Raw genomic sequence first — 16,353 nt, forward strand, 5'->3', positions numbered from 1 at the left:
TTTCTTACCAGAACGCAATGTAAATAGCGGCCACAACAAACAGAATGGCTGTGGCAGTTACGTTAAAAATGCTGTCCGTGCGGAAGAGACCTTTCTCCAGGGTAACTGTGTTTTCCGGATACTTGCCCCTGCTGTTCTCCCAAAGAGAGATACCCACCATCAGCGCAGATAGCAGCAGGAACACCAGTCCCATCTGATCGAGGAACGGCATGGTTGGGAAGGTAAGGTCGATGATGATGCTGAACGGCACAGAGGCAATGGCTGTCGCCAGGGCCGCATTAGAAGTAGCGCGCTTCCAGAACAGGCCGAATACGAACAGCACCACAATGCCTGGGCTCACGTAGCCGGTATACTTCTGGATGAACTGGAAGATCTGCTCCTCACCACCCAGCAGCGGCTCGGCCACCAGTCCCGCAATGATGATAGAAACCAAGCTCACCAGGCGGCCTACCATTACCATTTGGTTCTCTGTGGCATCCTTCTTCAGGTGCGACTTGTAAATATCCATGGTAAAGATGGTGGCTGTAGAGTTCATCATTGAGCTTAGCGATGACAGCGCGGCTGCTATGAGTGCAGCAAACGCAAGCCCTTTGACACCGGTTGGCACCAGGTTGCCCAGCAGCCAAGGGTAAGCTTCATCGTAGCGGCTGATGTCGGCATTCAGCACAAAGGCCGCGATACCTGGCAGTACTACCACCAATGGAATGAGAAGCTTCAGGAAAGCGGCAAACACCAGGCCCCACTGTACTTCTTTCACACTTTTAGCGGCCAGCGCACGCTGCACAATGTACTGGTTAAAGCCCCAGTAACTGATGTTAGCAATCCACATACCGCCAAAGAGTACCGTCATGCCCGGCAGGTCCTTGTAAAACGGGTTTTCTTCCGACAGGATCATGTCAAATTTCTCCGGCGCCTTTTCAAACAGCATGCTTAAGCCCTTCACAGGGCCATCTCCGCCACTCACGGCATCCAGCGCCAGGTACGTGGTTACCAAACCACCCAGTATCAGGAAAATCACCTGAATTACGTCCGTCCAGGCAACAGCCTTCAGACCACCGTAAACCGAGTACGCCACCGCTACCGCCGCCAGGCCGATAATGGCTGCTGTCGTGCTGATATCCAGCACCACACTCAGCGCCAGCGCCGACAAGTATAAAACGGTGGTCAGGTTCACGAAAATGTAGAGCATGATCCAGAAAACCGCCAGGCTGGTACGGATGCGGTCGTCGTAGCGCAGCTTGAGGAACTGCGGCATGGTGAAAATACCCTCCTTGAGGTAGATGGGCAGGAAGTACTTAGCCACCAGCAGGAGCGTAACTGCCGCCATAAACTCATAGCTGGCAATGCCCAGGCCAATGGCAAAGCCAGATCCGGACATGCCTATAAACTGCTCTGCGGAGATATTGGAGGCGATAAGGGAGGCACCGATTGCCCACCAGGGCAGCGACTTACTGGCCAGGAAGTAGTCGGTGGAGTCTTTGGTGTGTCCTTTCTTCTCCCGGGAGACCCACAAACCCACCAGAATGATGAGCACGCAGTATCCCAGAAAAATCGCAATGTCGAGTGTAGAAAGCTTCATTTAGTTTTCGTTTTAGATACCCAATATAGAGGATTCAATCTAAATTATTAAAAAACAAGATTTAATTAATAACCTATGCCGCGAAAGTGACGCGTGCACCTTAGTAAAAATATAGTTGCCCTTAGCGCACCAGGCTGCGGAGCAGGTTGGCAGCCGCCTCCGGGGTAATGTCGCGCTGCGGGTTGCCCATCATTTCGTAGCCCACCATAAACTTCTTCACCGTGGCTGAACGCAAGAGCGGCGGGTAAAAGTGCATGTGGAAGTGCCAGCCCGGGTACGCCTGTCCGTCGGTAGGGCTTTGGTGGATGCCCGAAGAGTATGGGAATGAGATGCCAAACACCCGGTCATACGCGGCGGTGAGGGCTTTGATGCTCTGGGCAAAGCTGTTCTTCTCCTCCTCCGTCATCTGCCCGATGTGCTGGAAGTGGCGCTTACTGATGACAATAGTCTCGAAAGGCCAAACGGCCCAGAAAGGCACCAGCGCCACAAAATGCTCGTTCTCAGCCACCACCCGCTCGCGGGTTTCGAGCTCCAGGGCCAGGTAGTCGGCCAGCAGGCTGCGCTGGTGCTGCTCAAAGTATAAACCCTGCTGCGTTGTTTCCTTGGCCGGCTCCACGGGCACAGTGCGCTGCGCCCAAATCTGGCCGTGCGGGTGTGGGTTGCTGCAACCCATAATCTGGCCCTTGTTCTCGAAGATCTGCACATAGTTAATGAAGTCCTTCGAGCCCAGCTCTTGATACTCCTGCTGCCACAGGTCCACCACCTTGCGGATGTCCTCTGGCGCCATGTCGGCCAGCGTCAGGTCGTGGCGGGGAGAGAAGCAGATAACCCGGCAAATGCCACGCTCGCTTTCAGCCCGGATCAGGTCGCCCTTTACGTAGGCTCCCTCCGGCGTGCCTTCCTGCAGCGCGCCAAAATCGTTGTCGAACACATAGGTCGACTCGTAAGCCGGGTTCTGCTCGCCGTTGGCGCGGGTGTTGGTGGGGCACAGGTAGCAGCCGGGGTCATACTCCGGACGCGTGTCCTGGCTTTGTTCCTCCTGCTGCCCCTGCCATGGGCGCTTGGCCCGGTGCGGCGACACCAGCACCCACTCGCCGGTGAGCGGGTTATATCTTCTATGCGGATGCTCCGCCAAATCAAAATCAGACATTGGTATGCTTGTGTTGTTGATGCCCCGGAGGGCATTTATACTTTATACTTTAGGTGCGACCTATACTTTTATTACGATAGTGTAAACCCACCCCTACCCCTCCCAAGAGGGGAATTAAGTACACCTTACAGGAAATCCCCTCCTGGGAGGGGTAGGGGTGGGTTAAATCACACTTAGGTTTTATCCCTGGCTTGGCTCCACCAGGCTGCTGCCGTTTACAATCTCAGCCACGTAGGTTTTAAGCGCGATGCCGAACTGCTGCTGGTAGGCCTCTTCCATACGTTGAATGAACGAATCCAGCGCATCCAGTTTCACCAGGTTGATGGTGCAGCCGCCAAAGCCGCCGCCCATCATGCGGGCGCCCAGCACACTGTCCATTTCCTTTGCCTGGTCTACCAGAAAGTCGAGTTCCGGGCAGCTCACTTCATAGTTATGCTGCAGGCCGCGGTGCGAGGCGTACATTTTCTCACCAAAGGTTATCATGTCGCCCTGCTCCAGCGCCTGGCAAGCCTCCTCCACGCGGTTATTCTCTTCTACTACGTAGATGCAGCGCTTGTACACCACCGGGTTAAACTCCTCCTGGTGCTGCTCCAGCATCGGCACCGTCACGTCGCGCAGGCTCTTTACCTGCGGGTAATGCTTTTGCAGCAGCGCCACCCCAGCCTCACACTCCTGACGTCGGGTGTTATACTCCGAGGAAGCCAGGTTATGCTTCACCTGTGTATCGCAGAGCACGATGCGGTAATCGGCCATCTCCAGGTGGTAGTAGTCGAAGTCCAAGGAGCGGCAGTCGAGTTTGACGGCGTGGTCCTGGCGTCCGTACATGCTGGCGAACTGGTCCATGATGCCGCACTTCACGCCTGCGTACTCGTGCTCGGCCATCTGCGCCATCTTCACCAGGTCAAATTTCGGGATGTTATACCCGAAGATGTGGTTGAGCGCATAAGCCAGCCCGCACTCCACCGCCGCCGAGGAGGAAAGACCTGCCCCGATTGGCACGTTGCCGCCATACACCAGGTCAAAGCCTTTCACCTCATACTGTGCCTGCTGCAGCTGCGCAATCACGCCCAGCAGGTAGTTGGCCCAGCTCTTCTCCGAGCGCTGCACCTGGCCCAGGTCAAATTCACCCTCTTCCTGCAAATCGTAAGCGTAGGCTCTAAAGGTATTGGTACCGTTGGGCGCCACGGCAAAGTATATTTCCTTGTTGATGGCGGCCGGCAGCACAAAGCCGTCGTTGTAGTCGGTATGCTCACCAATCAGGTTAACCCGACCCGGAGACCGCACCACTACCGGCTGCTGCTGGTAGCGCGACTCGAATGTATCTATGATTTCCTGTAACATCTTTTTAAGTATGAATAAACCTCAGAGGGTGTAATTACCCTTCCGAGGAGGACAATTTTATTTCATGACTACTTTAGGTAACTGTACTCGGAGCTTTATAAACTGGAGTAGGACTCGCAAGTATAAGCTTCTTTATTTCTCTGCCGAAACAGCCTCCAACGTATAAGTTCCAGCCGCCAGGCCATCCGCCTGCGCCTGTATTTTGATAGCGCCTGCCTGTTTTCCCGCTTTCACAAGTATAGCCGCAATGCCAGCCTCTGCGTCCACGGCTTTTGCGCCTACAATTTCCGCATCGCCTTCTGCAGAGAAAGTAATTTGCTGCGCGGCATCCGGCACGACAACGCCATTGGCATCAGCTATGCTGGCATACACAAACACCACATCGTTGACGCCAGCCTGCAGTTTTCTGCCACTGTAGTCTGCGCGAAGTATAAGCTTAGCCGGTTTGCCCGCCGTGCGCTGCTCGTGCGTGGCGACCTTTTGGTTGTTGATGTAGCCGATGGCCGTTAAGGTACCCGGCTCATACTCGGGCACCTCAAAGGTAAAGGGCGGGTGCGGCAGGTGGGTCGCGTTTGCATCCGTATCCGGCTTCTGGCGCGCGATGGTTTTGCCGTTGAGCTGCAGTTCCACCTCTTCGGTGTTGCTGTATACTTTCACGGTCGTCAGTTTGGGGTCGTTCCAGTAGTTGGCGATAAACACCATGGGCTTATGGAAGGCAGCCCCCTCGCGCAAATCCGGGCCGGCCTGGCTTTGGTAGAAATAGTAGGCAAATTTGGGCAGGCGCACGATGTCCATGATGCCGGAGGCCTCGATGTCGTCGGCGTAACCGCGCTTGTAGTCATACATGAGCCAGTTGGCATCGCCCACGGCGGGGCCCTGCAGGTTGCTGTTGTGTGCCTCCTGGTAGTTGAGGGCCTGCTGCAGCAAGCGCTTCTGCCCAAAGCCCCGCAGTTGGCGGCTGGTGCGCTCCTCCTCTTTCAGGTTGGCAAACTCTTTCTGGTTAAAGCCGGCATTCTGGGCGTAGTATTCCCAATCACCATACTCGGCTATCAAGATGGGCTTGTCTTTGCTATACTTGTTCCAGTAATCGGGGGCTTTGGCGTGCTGGCGGGCCGGGATGAACACATCGTACACCTCGTCTATCCAACCGCAGGTATAAATATTCTCAAACGGCAGCTCCTCGTGCACCGCCTGGTGGGCCTGTTGCATGAACTCTTTTGTCATCCCCGACTCATTTAGCGAGGCCTCCCAAAGTATAACCGTCGTATAATTACGGTCGCGGCGCACCATGTCGCGCACATCCTGCAGGGCGTTTTTCTGAAACTCCTTATCCCCGAAGAACTGCCAGCCCGGCAGGGCATCCATCGTCAGCAGTCCCAGTTCGTCGCAGGCCTCCATAAACGCCGGCGACTGCGGGTAATGCGACAAGCGCACGAAGTTGAAACCAGCCTCCTTTATTTTATAGGCATCCCGGTAGTTGGCGTTGTCGGAGAGGGCGTAGCCCACGTAAGGGTACTCCTGGTGGCGGTTGGTGCCGCGCAAGTATAGCTTTTCGCCGTTCAGGTAAAAGCCATCCTTGGCAAAATGGAAAGTCTTCACACCCGTTTTTACACTTTGCTGGTCCAGCACCTGCCCTTTCTGCAGCAACTCCACCGTCAGGTTATACAGGTAGGGCGCGTTGGGCGACCACAGCTTTGGGTTGGTGATAATTATACTTTGGCTCGCGGTGCCGAACCCGCCCGGCTCCACTGCTATACTTTCAGAGATAGTCCCTCCTACCCTTTTCCCCTCGCTGTCGGTAAGGGTAATGCGAACCTGCGCCTCCCGTGGCTCGGCATGGTCGTTTTTCAGCTCGGTCTGCACGTGCAAGGTAGCGCCATTCTGGCTCACGTCCTCGTAGTGCAGCAGCACGCCCCCGCCCGCTATGCGGTTGGCAGCCACGGCATCGGAAATGTGCAGTTTGTCTTTGGTAATGAAGTAGGCGTTGCGGTAAATGCCGCTGTAAAAGTTAAAATCCAGGTCGGCTAGGGGTTTACCGGGAGCCACGTGTGGGTTGTCCTCGTTGTTGAGTTTTACCAGCACCACGTTCTCCTGTCCATACTTTACCTCCTCGGAGATGTCTACATAAAAGGGGAGGTAGCCACCTAAATGCCTGAAGATGTGCTGCCCGTTTAAGTAGACGTCGGCCACTTGCATGGCTGCCTCAAACTTCAGGGCGACGTGCTTTCCGGTATCAGCAGCAGGAACGGTAAAGGACTTGCGGTAGAACGCTGTGCCCTGCCACTGCTGCTGCGTTTTCTGGATAGGTTCGATGTGGGCAGTATGCGGCAGCGACACCTGCTCCCAGGCTAGACCGGTTGCCGGGCTGTCAAAAACGGCGGCGGAGTCTGCATCGCGCACAAATTCCCACCCATCGTTAAAAAGGTGCTCGGAGGCAGCACTTGTCTTCTTTTCGCCCTCCCCTTTGCAACCGGCAAACAGCAGCGCACTAAAGAGACAGACAAACACAAACAAACGGGTGAGATTATATCTAGCAGGCATCGCAGCTTGGTTTAGGAGTAACTAGGCTTACACATGGTCTGTAGCAAGTATAAACTTTATCTATCGTAAAAGTATGAAAAAAACTTCAGGAGCCGCGTGCAGGAACACGCAACATCAGAAGTACAGCTTTATACTTTGTGCGGCTTGCCGCATCCGGTGCCGACGAACTTTACCGTAAGGTATGAAGCAAAGTATAAATATAAGGCGCTTTGGAGACTCCCGGCAAAAAATTAACTTCACTAGTCGACAACCTCAACCCTATGCTCCTTCGCCTATACTTACCGGCCCTGCTTATACTTTTAGCGGCCTGCACCAGCACCAAACCCAAGCAACGCATGGATGAACTCAGCCAACAAATAACCACCACTCTCGGAGCTCAGGAAGGCACCTTTGCCGTGGCTTTCAAAGACCTGCAAACCGGCAAAGAGCTGCTGTTGAGTGCGCAGGAAAGCTTCCATGCGGCCAGCACCATGAAAACACCCGTGCTTATTGAGGCTTACAAGCAGGCATCGGAAGGCAGGTTCTCTCTGTCAGACTCCATCCTTATACACAACGAGTTTAAAAGCATTGTGGACGGCAGCCTGTACAGCATTAGCCCGGAAGACGACAGCGAGCAGGAACTTTACACTTTGATTGGGCAAAAGCGGCCTGTCTCGGAGTTGCTTTACAAAATGATTATCCAGAGCAGTAATCTGGCCACGAACCTTATCATAGAAGAACTGGACGCCAAGCAGGTTACCCTAACCATGCGCGAGTTGGGAGCCCAGGCCATACAAGTGCTGCGCGGAGTGGAAGATAAAAAAGCTTACGAGCGAGGATTAAACAACACCACTACAGCCTACGACCTGATGCTGCTCTTCGAGCAAATCGCGGCGGGCAAGGCGGTAAGCCCAGAGGCCTCTCAGGAGATGGTCCGCATCCTGCTCGACCAGCGGCACCGGGAGATTATACCGGCCAGGCTTCCCGAAGGTGTGAAAGTTGCCCACAAAACCGGCTAGATTACCGGCGTCCGCCACGACTCGGGCATCGTTATACTTCCCGACGGGCGAAAGTATGTGCTGGTGCTGCTGTCTAAGAATTTGAAGGATGAAAAGGCCGCTATGGAGGCCATGGCAACGGTTTCGGAGCTGATTTATGAGTCTGTAGCAGGGCAAGAGTAGCTGAAAGTATAAAACTTAAGTTGCGATGAACCCACCCCTGCCCCTTCAAAGGGCAGGGCCGTTAACTTCTTCCGAAAACTGTCCCCTTGAGGGGACTATAGGGGTGTAAAGTTAGTAGCAAAAGTTATCTGCAAAATTCCGACACCCCTCTAACTCCCCTCAAGGGGAGAGTCTGGCTCTTACTACTTTCAACTTTCCTATCATAAATCAGCCCTTTAAGTTAAAACTTAATGACCCTACCTGCTTAGAGAGGTGGGTGAAGACTTTCAGTTCATACTTTAATCGCAGCTGAAAGTATAAAGTATAGACAAGTGTAAAAGGAGTAAGGGCCTGCCATTCTACAACGGCAGGCCCTTACTCCTTTTACTAAAGTATAAGTATAGCCTTTACAGATTTCCCTTCTTCATCTCGCTCACGGCGTAATCTGCGGCGCGTGCCGTCAAGGCCATGTAGGTGAGCGAGGGGTTCTGGGTAGAAGTCGAAGTCATGCAGGCCCCATCGGTCACGAATACATTCTTGCAGGCATGCAGCTGGTTATACTTGTTCAGGAGCGATGTCTTCGGGTCGTGGCCCATCCGCACGCCGCCCATCTCGTGGATGTCCAGCCCCGGGGCCTGTTTCGAGTCCGTGGTGCGGATGTTGGTGAAGCCCGCCTTGGTGAACATCTCCGTCATCTGCTCCAGGTAGTCGGCTACCATCTTCTCGTCGTTGTCGTCGTAGCCGATGTTGATGCTGAGCAGCGGCATGCCCCAGGCATCCTTCTGGTCCTTGCTCAGGCTTACCTGGCTCTCGGCCTTCGGGATGGTTTCGCCCATCATGTGCGAGCCCACTCTCCAGTTGCTCCAGGTCGGGTTAAGCAATTGCTCTTTCAGGTCCGTGCCGAAGCCGGAGCGGTCCTCCACCTGGTAGCGGTTGGCCCCAAAGCCGGCGGCATAGCCCCTGAGGAAGTCTGTTTCCTGCTTGTGCAGGTTCCTAAAGCGCGGCAAATAGCCTCCGCCCGCCGGGTTGCGGCCATCGGTGGCGTACTGCAGCAGCCCGTCGTACTCAGCCGAAATGCGTGCCCGGTAATTATGGAAGGCCACATACTTGCCCAGCAGCCCGTTGTCGTTGCCCAGCCCGTTAGGGAAGCGCGAGGAAGTGGAGTTGAGTAGGATGTGGTTGGTGTGCAGCGCCGAGGCGTTCACGAAGATGATGCGGGCGTAATACTCGGTCACCTCCTTAGTGTTCGTATCGACTACGCGCACGCCCGTTGCCTTCCCGGCCTTCTCATCGTAAATCACCGACTCCACCACCGAAAACGGCCGGAGCGTGAGGTTGCCCGTGCGCTCAGCCCAGGGCAGCGTGGAAGAGTTGGAAGAGAAATAGCCGCCAAACGGACAACCGCGCTGGCAGAGGGTGCGGTTCTGGCACTGCGCCCGTCCCTGGTCCAGGTGTATCTGGTTCGGCTTGGACAGGTGCGCGCAGCGGGCGCTGATCACGTGGCGGTTGCCGTAGTGGGTCTTGAGCTGCTGGCGGAAGTAGTCCTCCACGCTGTTCAAGGGGTAAGGAGGCAGAAACTCCCCGTCCGGCAGTTCGGCCAGGCCGTCGCTGTTACCCGAAATACCGGCAAACTTCTCCACGTAGCTGTACCAGGGCGCCAGGTCCTTGTAGCGGATGGGCCAGTCCACAGCAAAGCCGTCGCGCGCCGGGCCCTCAAAGTCCAGGTCGCTCCAGCGCTGGGTCTGCCGCGCCCACAGCAGCGACTTGCCGCCCACCTGGTAGCCGCGAATCCAGTCGAAGGGCTTCTCCTGCACATAAGGGTGCTCGGAGTCCTTGACAAAGAAGTGCATGGCATCCTCGCGGAAGGCGTAGCAGCGGCTCACCACCGGCTCCTTCTCCCGTATCTCCAGGGGCACCTGCCCGCGGTGCTCAAACTCGTAGGGCATTTTATTGGTGGTGGGGTAGTCGTGGTTGTGCTTCACATCGCGTCCCCGCTCCAGCACCAGGGTCTTGAGGCCTTTTTCGGTCAGCTCCTTGGCTGCCCAGCCCCCGCTGATGCCCGAGCCAATCACAATTGCGTCGAAGGTGCGCTCCTTGGCGCTTTCTATGTTTAAATTTGCCATTAGCTTATCTGTGCTTCTGCTGTTACAGGATAGAAGGCCTCGTAGCGGCCCGGCACCAGCTCGTACACCCTAAGCGTGGTCATCACCAGCTCGGAGTTGAGGTAGCCCTTGATGGTCTCACCTTTAAGGATGCGGTAGAAGGTGAGCACCTCCTCGGGCGCCTGTCCGTCATTTACGGCGGAAACCAGCGTTTGCCGCTGCTCGGGGCTGCACTTGATGAACCGCTTCCCGGCCTGCTCCTTGGCCAGTTCGTCGAAGGCGGCCATGCCCGTCATGAAGGCCTGCTGCTCCTCAGCACCGTAGCAGTCGTCGAGCATTTTCAGGGTAAACAGGTGCAGGCCCATGGCCTTAGCCCCCGGAGTGTCGGTGGCCGGGAGAATGATCTCTGCGATTTCGGCCAGCAGCTCTTCCTGCTCCGCTGACACATCCAGGTGGTCCAGCTGGATGGAGGCCTTGCCTTCCTCCAGCACGCAGGAGGGCAGCACCGCCATGCCTCCGGCAAATAGCAACAGTCCTTTTACTACCGAGCGCCTATCCATTTCTATTCATTATTAAGTATCGCGTCTTTTTTGATTTCAAAGCTTACCCCCTGTTTAAATATCACTTCTCCTATGATATACACAGGGAAACAACAATAGCTTCTGAGCCTGCCTCAAACGACTTCATCAGACAGAGAGGGGTGAACACAGTAAAGTGTTTTAAGCCACACAATATAATAAATATGCATAGTTCCCAAAAACATTTTACCTTCACTAAAAATAAGTAACCACTCACATTAAAGTATAAACACAGAGTTTTTAGCTGAAAAATGCCCCATACTTAGAAAAACAGCGATTTAAAAGGCCTTTCAGCCAATTTTACACAAAACACTGATTATCAACCACGCTCATCCATCTAACAGGTGACATTCACTTAGATTATTATACTTTGATATACTTTTTTAAAAAATTAAAGTATAACATCATACCTATCCTTGCTTTTTATCTTTTTTTACACATATTTTAATGATTGATTACTCAGTTATAGCCTGATGCCTATGTAAAATGTGTACTTAAAAATCCTTAGATGCTTCCTGGCCGCTTTTCCTTTTCCAGGCACCTACGTGAAAGGTGCACATAGCACCTTCCGTCTTTTCTGAAAGCAAAAATCACATCTCACCTAACCTATTTTTTATGAAACAGAAATATTCCGGGGCATGGCTTCCTCCATTGGGCAGACATGCAAAGATTTTATCCTGCAAGAAAGATTGGGCCATTGTGTTCGCAGCTGTCTGCGCCCTGCAAAGCCCGCTTCCAGGATATGCAGCAAACACCAGTTTCATGGTGGAGCCCAACATGCTTAGCGGCGCCACAAGGCAGACCACAGAAGTAAGAGGAAAAGTGACGGGAGAGGAAGGAGAAGCCATTCCGGGCGCCTCTGTAGTGGTAAAAGGCACCACGGTTGGTACAGCCACCGATGCTAACGGTAACTTCACCCTGAACGTACCCGCTGGAAGCACCACACTGGTTATCTCCTTTATGGGGTACAAAAGCCAGGAAGTTGCTATCAACAACCAGAGCACTATCAATGTAACCCTTGCCACAGACGCTCGGGCACTGCAGGAGGTAGTGGTAACAGGCTACGCGGTACAGGAGAAAAAAGACCTGACAGGTGCCGTAGCTGTGGTAAACGTATCTGAAATGACCAAGCAGCCGGAGGCGCAGGTTTCGAGCATGCTGCAGGGCCGGGCTTCTGGTGTTACCGTTCTCGGTTCCGGACAGCCTGGGCAGTCGCAGCAGATCAGGATACGTGGTTTCAACACGTTCGGCAATAACACGCCGCTTTTCGTGGTGGATGGCGTTCCAACGGAAAACATCAGGGACCTGAACCCCAACGACGTGGAGACCATGCAGGTGCTGAAGGACGCCGGCTCGGCCTCCATCTACGGTGCGCGTGCAGCCAACGGTGTAATCATCATCACTACCAAGAAAGGCAAAGGCAAAGTGTCGGTAACATATGATGGCTACTACGGCACACAGCGCCCATCAGGAGACAACCCTTGGAACCTGGCCAACCCGCAGGAAATGGCTGAGCTGAACTGGCTGGTAGCCAGAAATGGTGGCGTTGCTCCGGAAAGCCCTATTTATGGTTCTGGTGCAAGCCCTGTACTCCCGGATTATTTGGTTTCGGGGCCAGGTGTTACCAGAACAGGCGTGATGGCAGGAGACCCGGAAGCGGATCCTTCCTTATATAACGTCAATCCTTTTTATACCGGAGGAAGCTCTGAACTGAGCACTTTCTATCGTATTGCGCGGGCAAACAAATCCGGCACCGACTGGTATAAGGAGATATTTAGACCGGCCCCAATTACGAGCCATAACGTGGCCGTAAGCAGCGGCGGTGAGATGGGCAGCTTCTACTTCTCTGCCAACTATTTCGACCAGCAAGGTGTTTTGGACAACACCTATTTCAAGCGCTATACTGTTAGAGCCAATAGCTCCTACAACCTTAACGATAACATCCGGGTGGGTGAAAACCTGGCCTACTCTGTGATTGAGAACCCACAAATCGGTGGCGGAGAGAACATGATAAACATGGCTTACCGTCTGCAGCCGATTATACCGGTATACGATATCATGGGCAACTTCTCCGGTTCCTCTGGTAGCGGACTTGGAAATGCCAGAAACCCAGTGGCACAGCTGGACAGGCTGAGAAACAACAAAGCAATGGGTAACCGCCTGTTTGGTAACGTGTTCGCTGAAGTAGACTTCCTCAACCACTTCACGGCACGCACGGTTTTCGGTGGCGAGATGTATAACAACAACAACCGCTCTTTCACCTTCCCTGAATACGAGAACGGTGAGAACAACACCGTTAACCAGTTTAACCAAAGCTCCAGCAACGGATACAACTGGACCTGGAGTAACACGCTGGCGTACAAGAGAAGCTTCAACGATGTGCATAACCTTAGCGTCCTGGTGGGCTCCGAGGCTTACAACAACTACTGGAGTGAGGTAGGCGGTTCCACGCAAGGATATTTCTCCTTCGACCCGAACTTTACCACACTGGGAACGGGTGCCGGCACACGCACCAACTTCAGCGGCAGAAGCGAAGACGCGCTCTTCTCACTTATCGGTAGGATAGACTACAGCCTGATGGACAAGTACCTGTTCGGATTTGTAATCCGCCGCGACGGTTCTTCACGCTTTGGTCCTAACCAGCGCTATGGTACGTTCCCTGCGGCTAGCGCCGGCTGGCGTATCTCCCAGGAGAGCTTCATGCAAAACATCAGCTGGATCTCCGACCTTAAAATACGTGGTGGCTATGGCGTGATGGGTAACCAGTTGAACGTAAGCCCAGCCAACGCCTTCACAACCTATGGTTCCGACAGAGCCCTGTCATACTACGACATTGGCGGTACCAACAACTCCATCGTGGAAGGCTTCAGACAGTCCCGTATAGGCAACCCGGATGCGAAGTGGGAAACCAACATCAACAGCAACATAGGCTTTGACGCGACCCTGTTCAATGGTAAGATTGACTTTACCCTGGATTACTATAACAAGGAGATCAAAGACCTCTTGTTTGACCCTGAACTGCCTGGAACTGCCGGTGGTGCCACCAGACCTTTCGTAAACATTGCCAGAATGCGTAACAAAGGTATCGACGCCGCCATTACAGGCCATATCGATGTGTCCTCAGATTTCAGGATTGATGTGACAGGTACGTTAACGACTTACGACAACAAGATTCTGAAAGTATCAAATGGTGCTCAGAACTTCGACCTGGAGTCGCGTCGCTTTAACGGCAGCAACATTATCCGCAACGAGGTGGGCTCCCCTATGAGTTCTTTCTTCGGTTACCAGATTGTAGGGTTCTGGGATGATCAGGCAGAAATCGACCAAGCAAATGCGAGCGCCGTTGAAGCCTCCGGTGATGCAAACGCACTCTATCAGGCAGACATTGGCATTGGCCGTTTCCGCTATGCGGATGCTGACGGTGATGGCATCATTACCCCGGACGACAGAGTTATCTTAGGCAACCCTAACCCTGACTTTACCTATGGCTTAAACATAGCGGCTACCTACAAGAACTTTGACTTTAACATGTTCCTGTACGGCTCTCAGGGAAATGACATCTGGAACCAGGTAAAATGGTGGACAGACTTCTATCCGAACTTCGTTGGTGCGAAAAGCAAAACAGCTGTTCACGACTCCTGGACGCCAGAGAACCGCAATGCAACAGCCCCTATACAGGAAGCGAAAGGTACCTTCAGCACGACTAACGTTCCTACCTCTTACTATGTGGAGAACGGTTCTTACTTAAGAGCGAAGAACGTGCAGCTGGGCTATACTTTGCCTAAGAGCCTGTTGAGCAACTATGGTGTTGGCAGCTTGCGAATTTACGTGCAGGCCGCAAACCTGTTCACTATCACTAACTATTCTGGCATAGACCCTGAAATATCCGGAGGCACTACTGCATTCGGTATCGACGAGGGCAACTACCCTAACATGCGCCAGTATTTAGCAGGCATAAACCTATCCTTCTAGTTTTGAGCATAACTTCTAAAGTCATGAAAAAATATAAATTAATCTTAATGACAGCAGCAGTAGTTAGCTCTATGCAACTACTAACTTCATGCGGAGACGACTTTCTGGAAAAACCAGCCTTAGGCGCCCTCAGTGAAGACATTATTGCGAATCAGGCAGGTGTAGAAAAGATGTTGATTGGCGCCTATGCCGCCTTGGATGCCCAGGGTAACGGAGCCGCCATCGCGGGTGGTGGCCAATGGGAGGCTGCCCCTACCAACTGGATATACGGCAGTGTGGCCGGTGGAGAAGCCCATAAGGGCAGCGACGGCGCCGACCAGCCGGCGATCAACTCTATCGCCACTTTCACGGCTGACCCCAGCAACGGCTTCCTCAACACCAAGTGGCGGGCCATGTACGAAGGTATATCCCGTACAAACGCCACGTTGAAGCTGTTGGGCCAGGCAGAGGACATCGGAGACGCAGACAAGACCCGGATTGAGGGCGAAGCCCGCTTCCTGCGCGCGCACTATTACTTTGAGCTGAAGAAGATGTTCAACATGGTTCCCTGGATTGACGAAACAGTCACTGACTACAACCAGCCGAACAATGTGGACATATGGCCAAAGATTGAGGCAGACCTTCAGTTTGCCATGGATAACCTCCCTAATACACAGGGACAGGCAGGTCGTGCTAATAAATGGGCTGCCGCCGCTTACCTGGGCAAGGCTTACCTGTACCAGAAAAAGTACAGTGAAGCGAAGGGCATCTTTGATCAGGTTATCACTTCCGGTGTTACCGCCAATGGCCTTAAGTATGGCCTCGTAGACAAATTCAAAGATAACTTTGATGCGGCCAATGAGAATAACCAGGAGTCGGTTTTTGCCATTCAGATGGTGGCCAACGACGGCACAGGCACGATTGCCAACGCCAACCAGGGAGAGATGCTGAACTACCCATACAACAGCCCTTTCCGCTGCTGCGGGTTCTTCCAGCCAACCATAGACCTGGCTAACTCTTACCGTACCAATGCTCAGGGTCTGCCTATTCTGGATAACTACAATGCTACCCCGTTAAAGAATGACCAGGGCATAGCGTCCAATGAAGCCTTCACGCCGGATACACAGCCTGTGGACCCTCGTCTGGACTGGACAGTAGGCCGTCGTGGTATTCCGTTCCTGGATTGGGGAGCACACCCTGGCCAGACCTGGATTCGTTTGCAGAGCTATGCTGGTCCGTACTCTTCCAAGAAGCACATTTACTGGCAGGCTACGGCTGACACCTACTCTGACCAAAGCTCCTGGGCGCCAGGCTCCGCCATCAACGTGGTACTCATTCGTTATGCGGACGTGCTGTTGATGGCCGCAGAAGCCGAGGCGCAGTTAGGAAACCTGGCACAGGCGCAGGACTATGTGAACATGGTTCGTGCCAGGGCAGCCAAGCCGGAAAACAAGGTTTACCAGTACGCTAACCCTAACAACCCAATGGCAGGATTCTCCAGCACCCCAGCCGCCAACTACAACGTTGCTCCTTACCCGGATGGTTATTTTGCCGGCTTAGGTAAAGAACAAGCACTTGAGGCCATCTACTTTGAGCGCAAGATAGAGCTGGCACTCGAAGGACATCGCTTCTTTGACCTTGTTCGTTGGGGAAAAGCAGCTGAAGAGTTGAACTCCTTCTTCTCGTATGAAGGTTCTCTGTTACCAGACGTGAGAGGAGGCAGCTTCATACCTGGCAAACACGACTACTTCCCTATTCCGCAGAGACAGATAGACCTGCAGACTTCTGGCGGTGTGTCTAGCCTGACGCAGAACCCAGGATACTAACTGATGCCAGCGGCTAAGCCGCCCATTTCAGAAGTATAAGTTAAAAGAAAACCCACCTGCTTAAGTGCAGGTGGGTTTTCTTTTAACTTATACTTTATTTATACTTTTCGTTCGACCAGGTTATCCTGTTAGGTCCACTTATACTT

9 protein-coding genes are annotated in these 16,353 nt (G+C 53.5%); 3 read left to right on the forward strand and 6 right to left on the reverse strand.

The genetic code is table 11. The features are described 5' to 3' along the window. Positions 1 to 4: 4 nt before the first annotated feature. From BM040_RS08495 to BM040_RS08510, 4 genes are all read right to left on the reverse strand, one after another. On the reverse strand, positions 5 to 1,579 hold the full coding sequence (locus tag BM040_RS08495; protein WP_092100068.1) for a sodium/sugar symporter: 1,575 nt from the start codon (positions 1,577 to 1,579) through the stop codon (positions 5 to 7). A gap of 121 nt (positions 1,580 to 1,700) precedes the next feature. Beyond that, the gene (locus BM040_RS08500) at positions 1,701 to 2,729 is read right to left on the reverse strand and encodes a UDP-glucose--hexose-1-phosphate uridylyltransferase (RefSeq protein WP_092100069.1); all 1,029 of its coding nucleotides are present in this window, start codon (positions 2,727 to 2,729) and stop codon (positions 1,701 to 1,703) included. 180 nt (positions 2,730 to 2,909) lie between these two features. Further along, complete coding sequence (locus BM040_RS08505) at positions 2,910 to 4,070, reverse strand: galactokinase (protein WP_092100070.1); 1,161 nt, start codon at positions 4,068 to 4,070, stop codon at positions 2,910 to 2,912. A gap of 132 nt (positions 4,071 to 4,202) precedes the next feature. Beyond that, positions 4,203 to 6,611 (reverse strand): glycoside hydrolase family 2 protein, encoded by a 2,409-nt coding sequence (locus BM040_RS08510; protein ID WP_092100071.1) that lies wholly within the window; start codon positions 6,609 to 6,611, stop codon positions 4,203 to 4,205. A 260-nt stretch (positions 6,612 to 6,871) separates the two neighbouring features. Between BM040_RS08510 and BM040_RS08515 the strand changes: the two genes are divergently transcribed. Continuing rightward, positions 6,872 to 7,609 (forward strand): serine hydrolase, encoded by a 738-nt coding sequence (locus tag BM040_RS08515; protein ID WP_317040165.1) that lies wholly within the window; start codon positions 6,872 to 6,874, stop codon positions 7,607 to 7,609. A gap of 548 nt (positions 7,610 to 8,157) precedes the next feature. Here BM040_RS08515 and BM040_RS08520 read toward each other — a convergent pair. Both BM040_RS08520 and BM040_RS08525 read right to left on the reverse strand, forming a co-directional pair. Beyond that, positions 8,158 to 9,873 carry a GMC oxidoreductase gene (locus BM040_RS08520; protein ID WP_092100072.1) on the reverse strand — a complete coding sequence of 572 codons (1,716 nt, stop codon included), beginning with the start codon at positions 9,871 to 9,873 and terminating at the stop codon, positions 8,158 to 8,160. After that, on the reverse strand, positions 9,873 to 10,412 hold the full coding sequence (locus BM040_RS08525; protein ID WP_092100073.1) for a gluconate 2-dehydrogenase subunit 3 family protein: 540 nt from the start codon (positions 10,410 to 10,412) through the stop codon (positions 9,873 to 9,875). The genes BM040_RS08520 and BM040_RS08525 overlap by 1 nt, the downstream gene beginning before the upstream one ends. Before the next feature lie 633 nt (positions 10,413 to 11,045). On the opposite strand from BM040_RS08525, the gene BM040_RS08530 reads away from it, so the two are divergent. Further along, complete coding sequence (locus BM040_RS08530) at positions 11,046 to 14,402, forward strand: SusC/RagA family TonB-linked outer membrane protein (RefSeq protein ID WP_217646735.1); 3,357 nt, start codon at positions 11,046 to 11,048, stop codon at positions 14,400 to 14,402. A gap of 71 nt (positions 14,403 to 14,473) precedes the next feature. Next, complete coding sequence (locus tag BM040_RS08535) at positions 14,474 to 16,207, forward strand: RagB/SusD family nutrient uptake outer membrane protein (RefSeq protein WP_245756146.1); 1,734 nt, start codon at positions 14,474 to 14,476, stop codon at positions 16,205 to 16,207. The last annotated feature ends 146 nt before the right edge of the window (positions 16,208 to 16,353 follow it).

The organism is Pontibacter chinhatensis (assembly GCF_900113285.1).
Taxonomy (GTDB): domain Bacteria; phylum Bacteroidota; class Bacteroidia; order Cytophagales; family Hymenobacteraceae; genus Pontibacter; species Pontibacter chinhatensis.

Coding starts and splice junctions, on each gene's coding strand:
- BM040_RS08495 (WP_092100068.1), bottom strand. CDS start 1,579: ATGAAGCTTTCTACACTCGACATTGCGATTTTTCTGGGATACTGCGTG.
- BM040_RS08500 (WP_092100069.1), bottom strand. CDS start 2,729: ATGTCTGATTTTGATTTGGCGGAGCATCCGCATAGAAGATATAACCCG.
- BM040_RS08505 (WP_092100070.1), bottom strand. CDS start 4,070: ATGTTACAGGAAATCATAGATACATTCGAGTCGCGCTACCAGCAGCAG.
- BM040_RS08510 (WP_092100071.1), bottom strand. CDS start 6,611: ATGCCTGCTAGATATAATCTCACCCGTTTGTTTGTGTTTGTCTGTCTC.
- BM040_RS08515 (WP_317040165.1), top strand. CDS start 6,872: ATGCTCCTTCGCCTATACTTACCGGCCCTGCTTATACTTTTAGCGGCC.
- BM040_RS08520 (WP_092100072.1), bottom strand. CDS start 9,873: ATGGCAAATTTAAACATAGAAAGCGCCAAGGAGCGCACCTTCGACGCA.
- BM040_RS08525 (WP_092100073.1), bottom strand. CDS start 10,412: ATGGATAGGCGCTCGGTAGTAAAAGGACTGTTGCTATTTGCCGGAGGC.
- BM040_RS08530 (WP_217646735.1), top strand. CDS start 11,046: ATGAAACAGAAATATTCCGGGGCATGGCTTCCTCCATTGGGCAGACAT.
- BM040_RS08535 (WP_245756146.1), top strand. CDS start 14,474: ATGCAACTACTAACTTCATGCGGAGACGACTTTCTGGAAAAACCAGCC.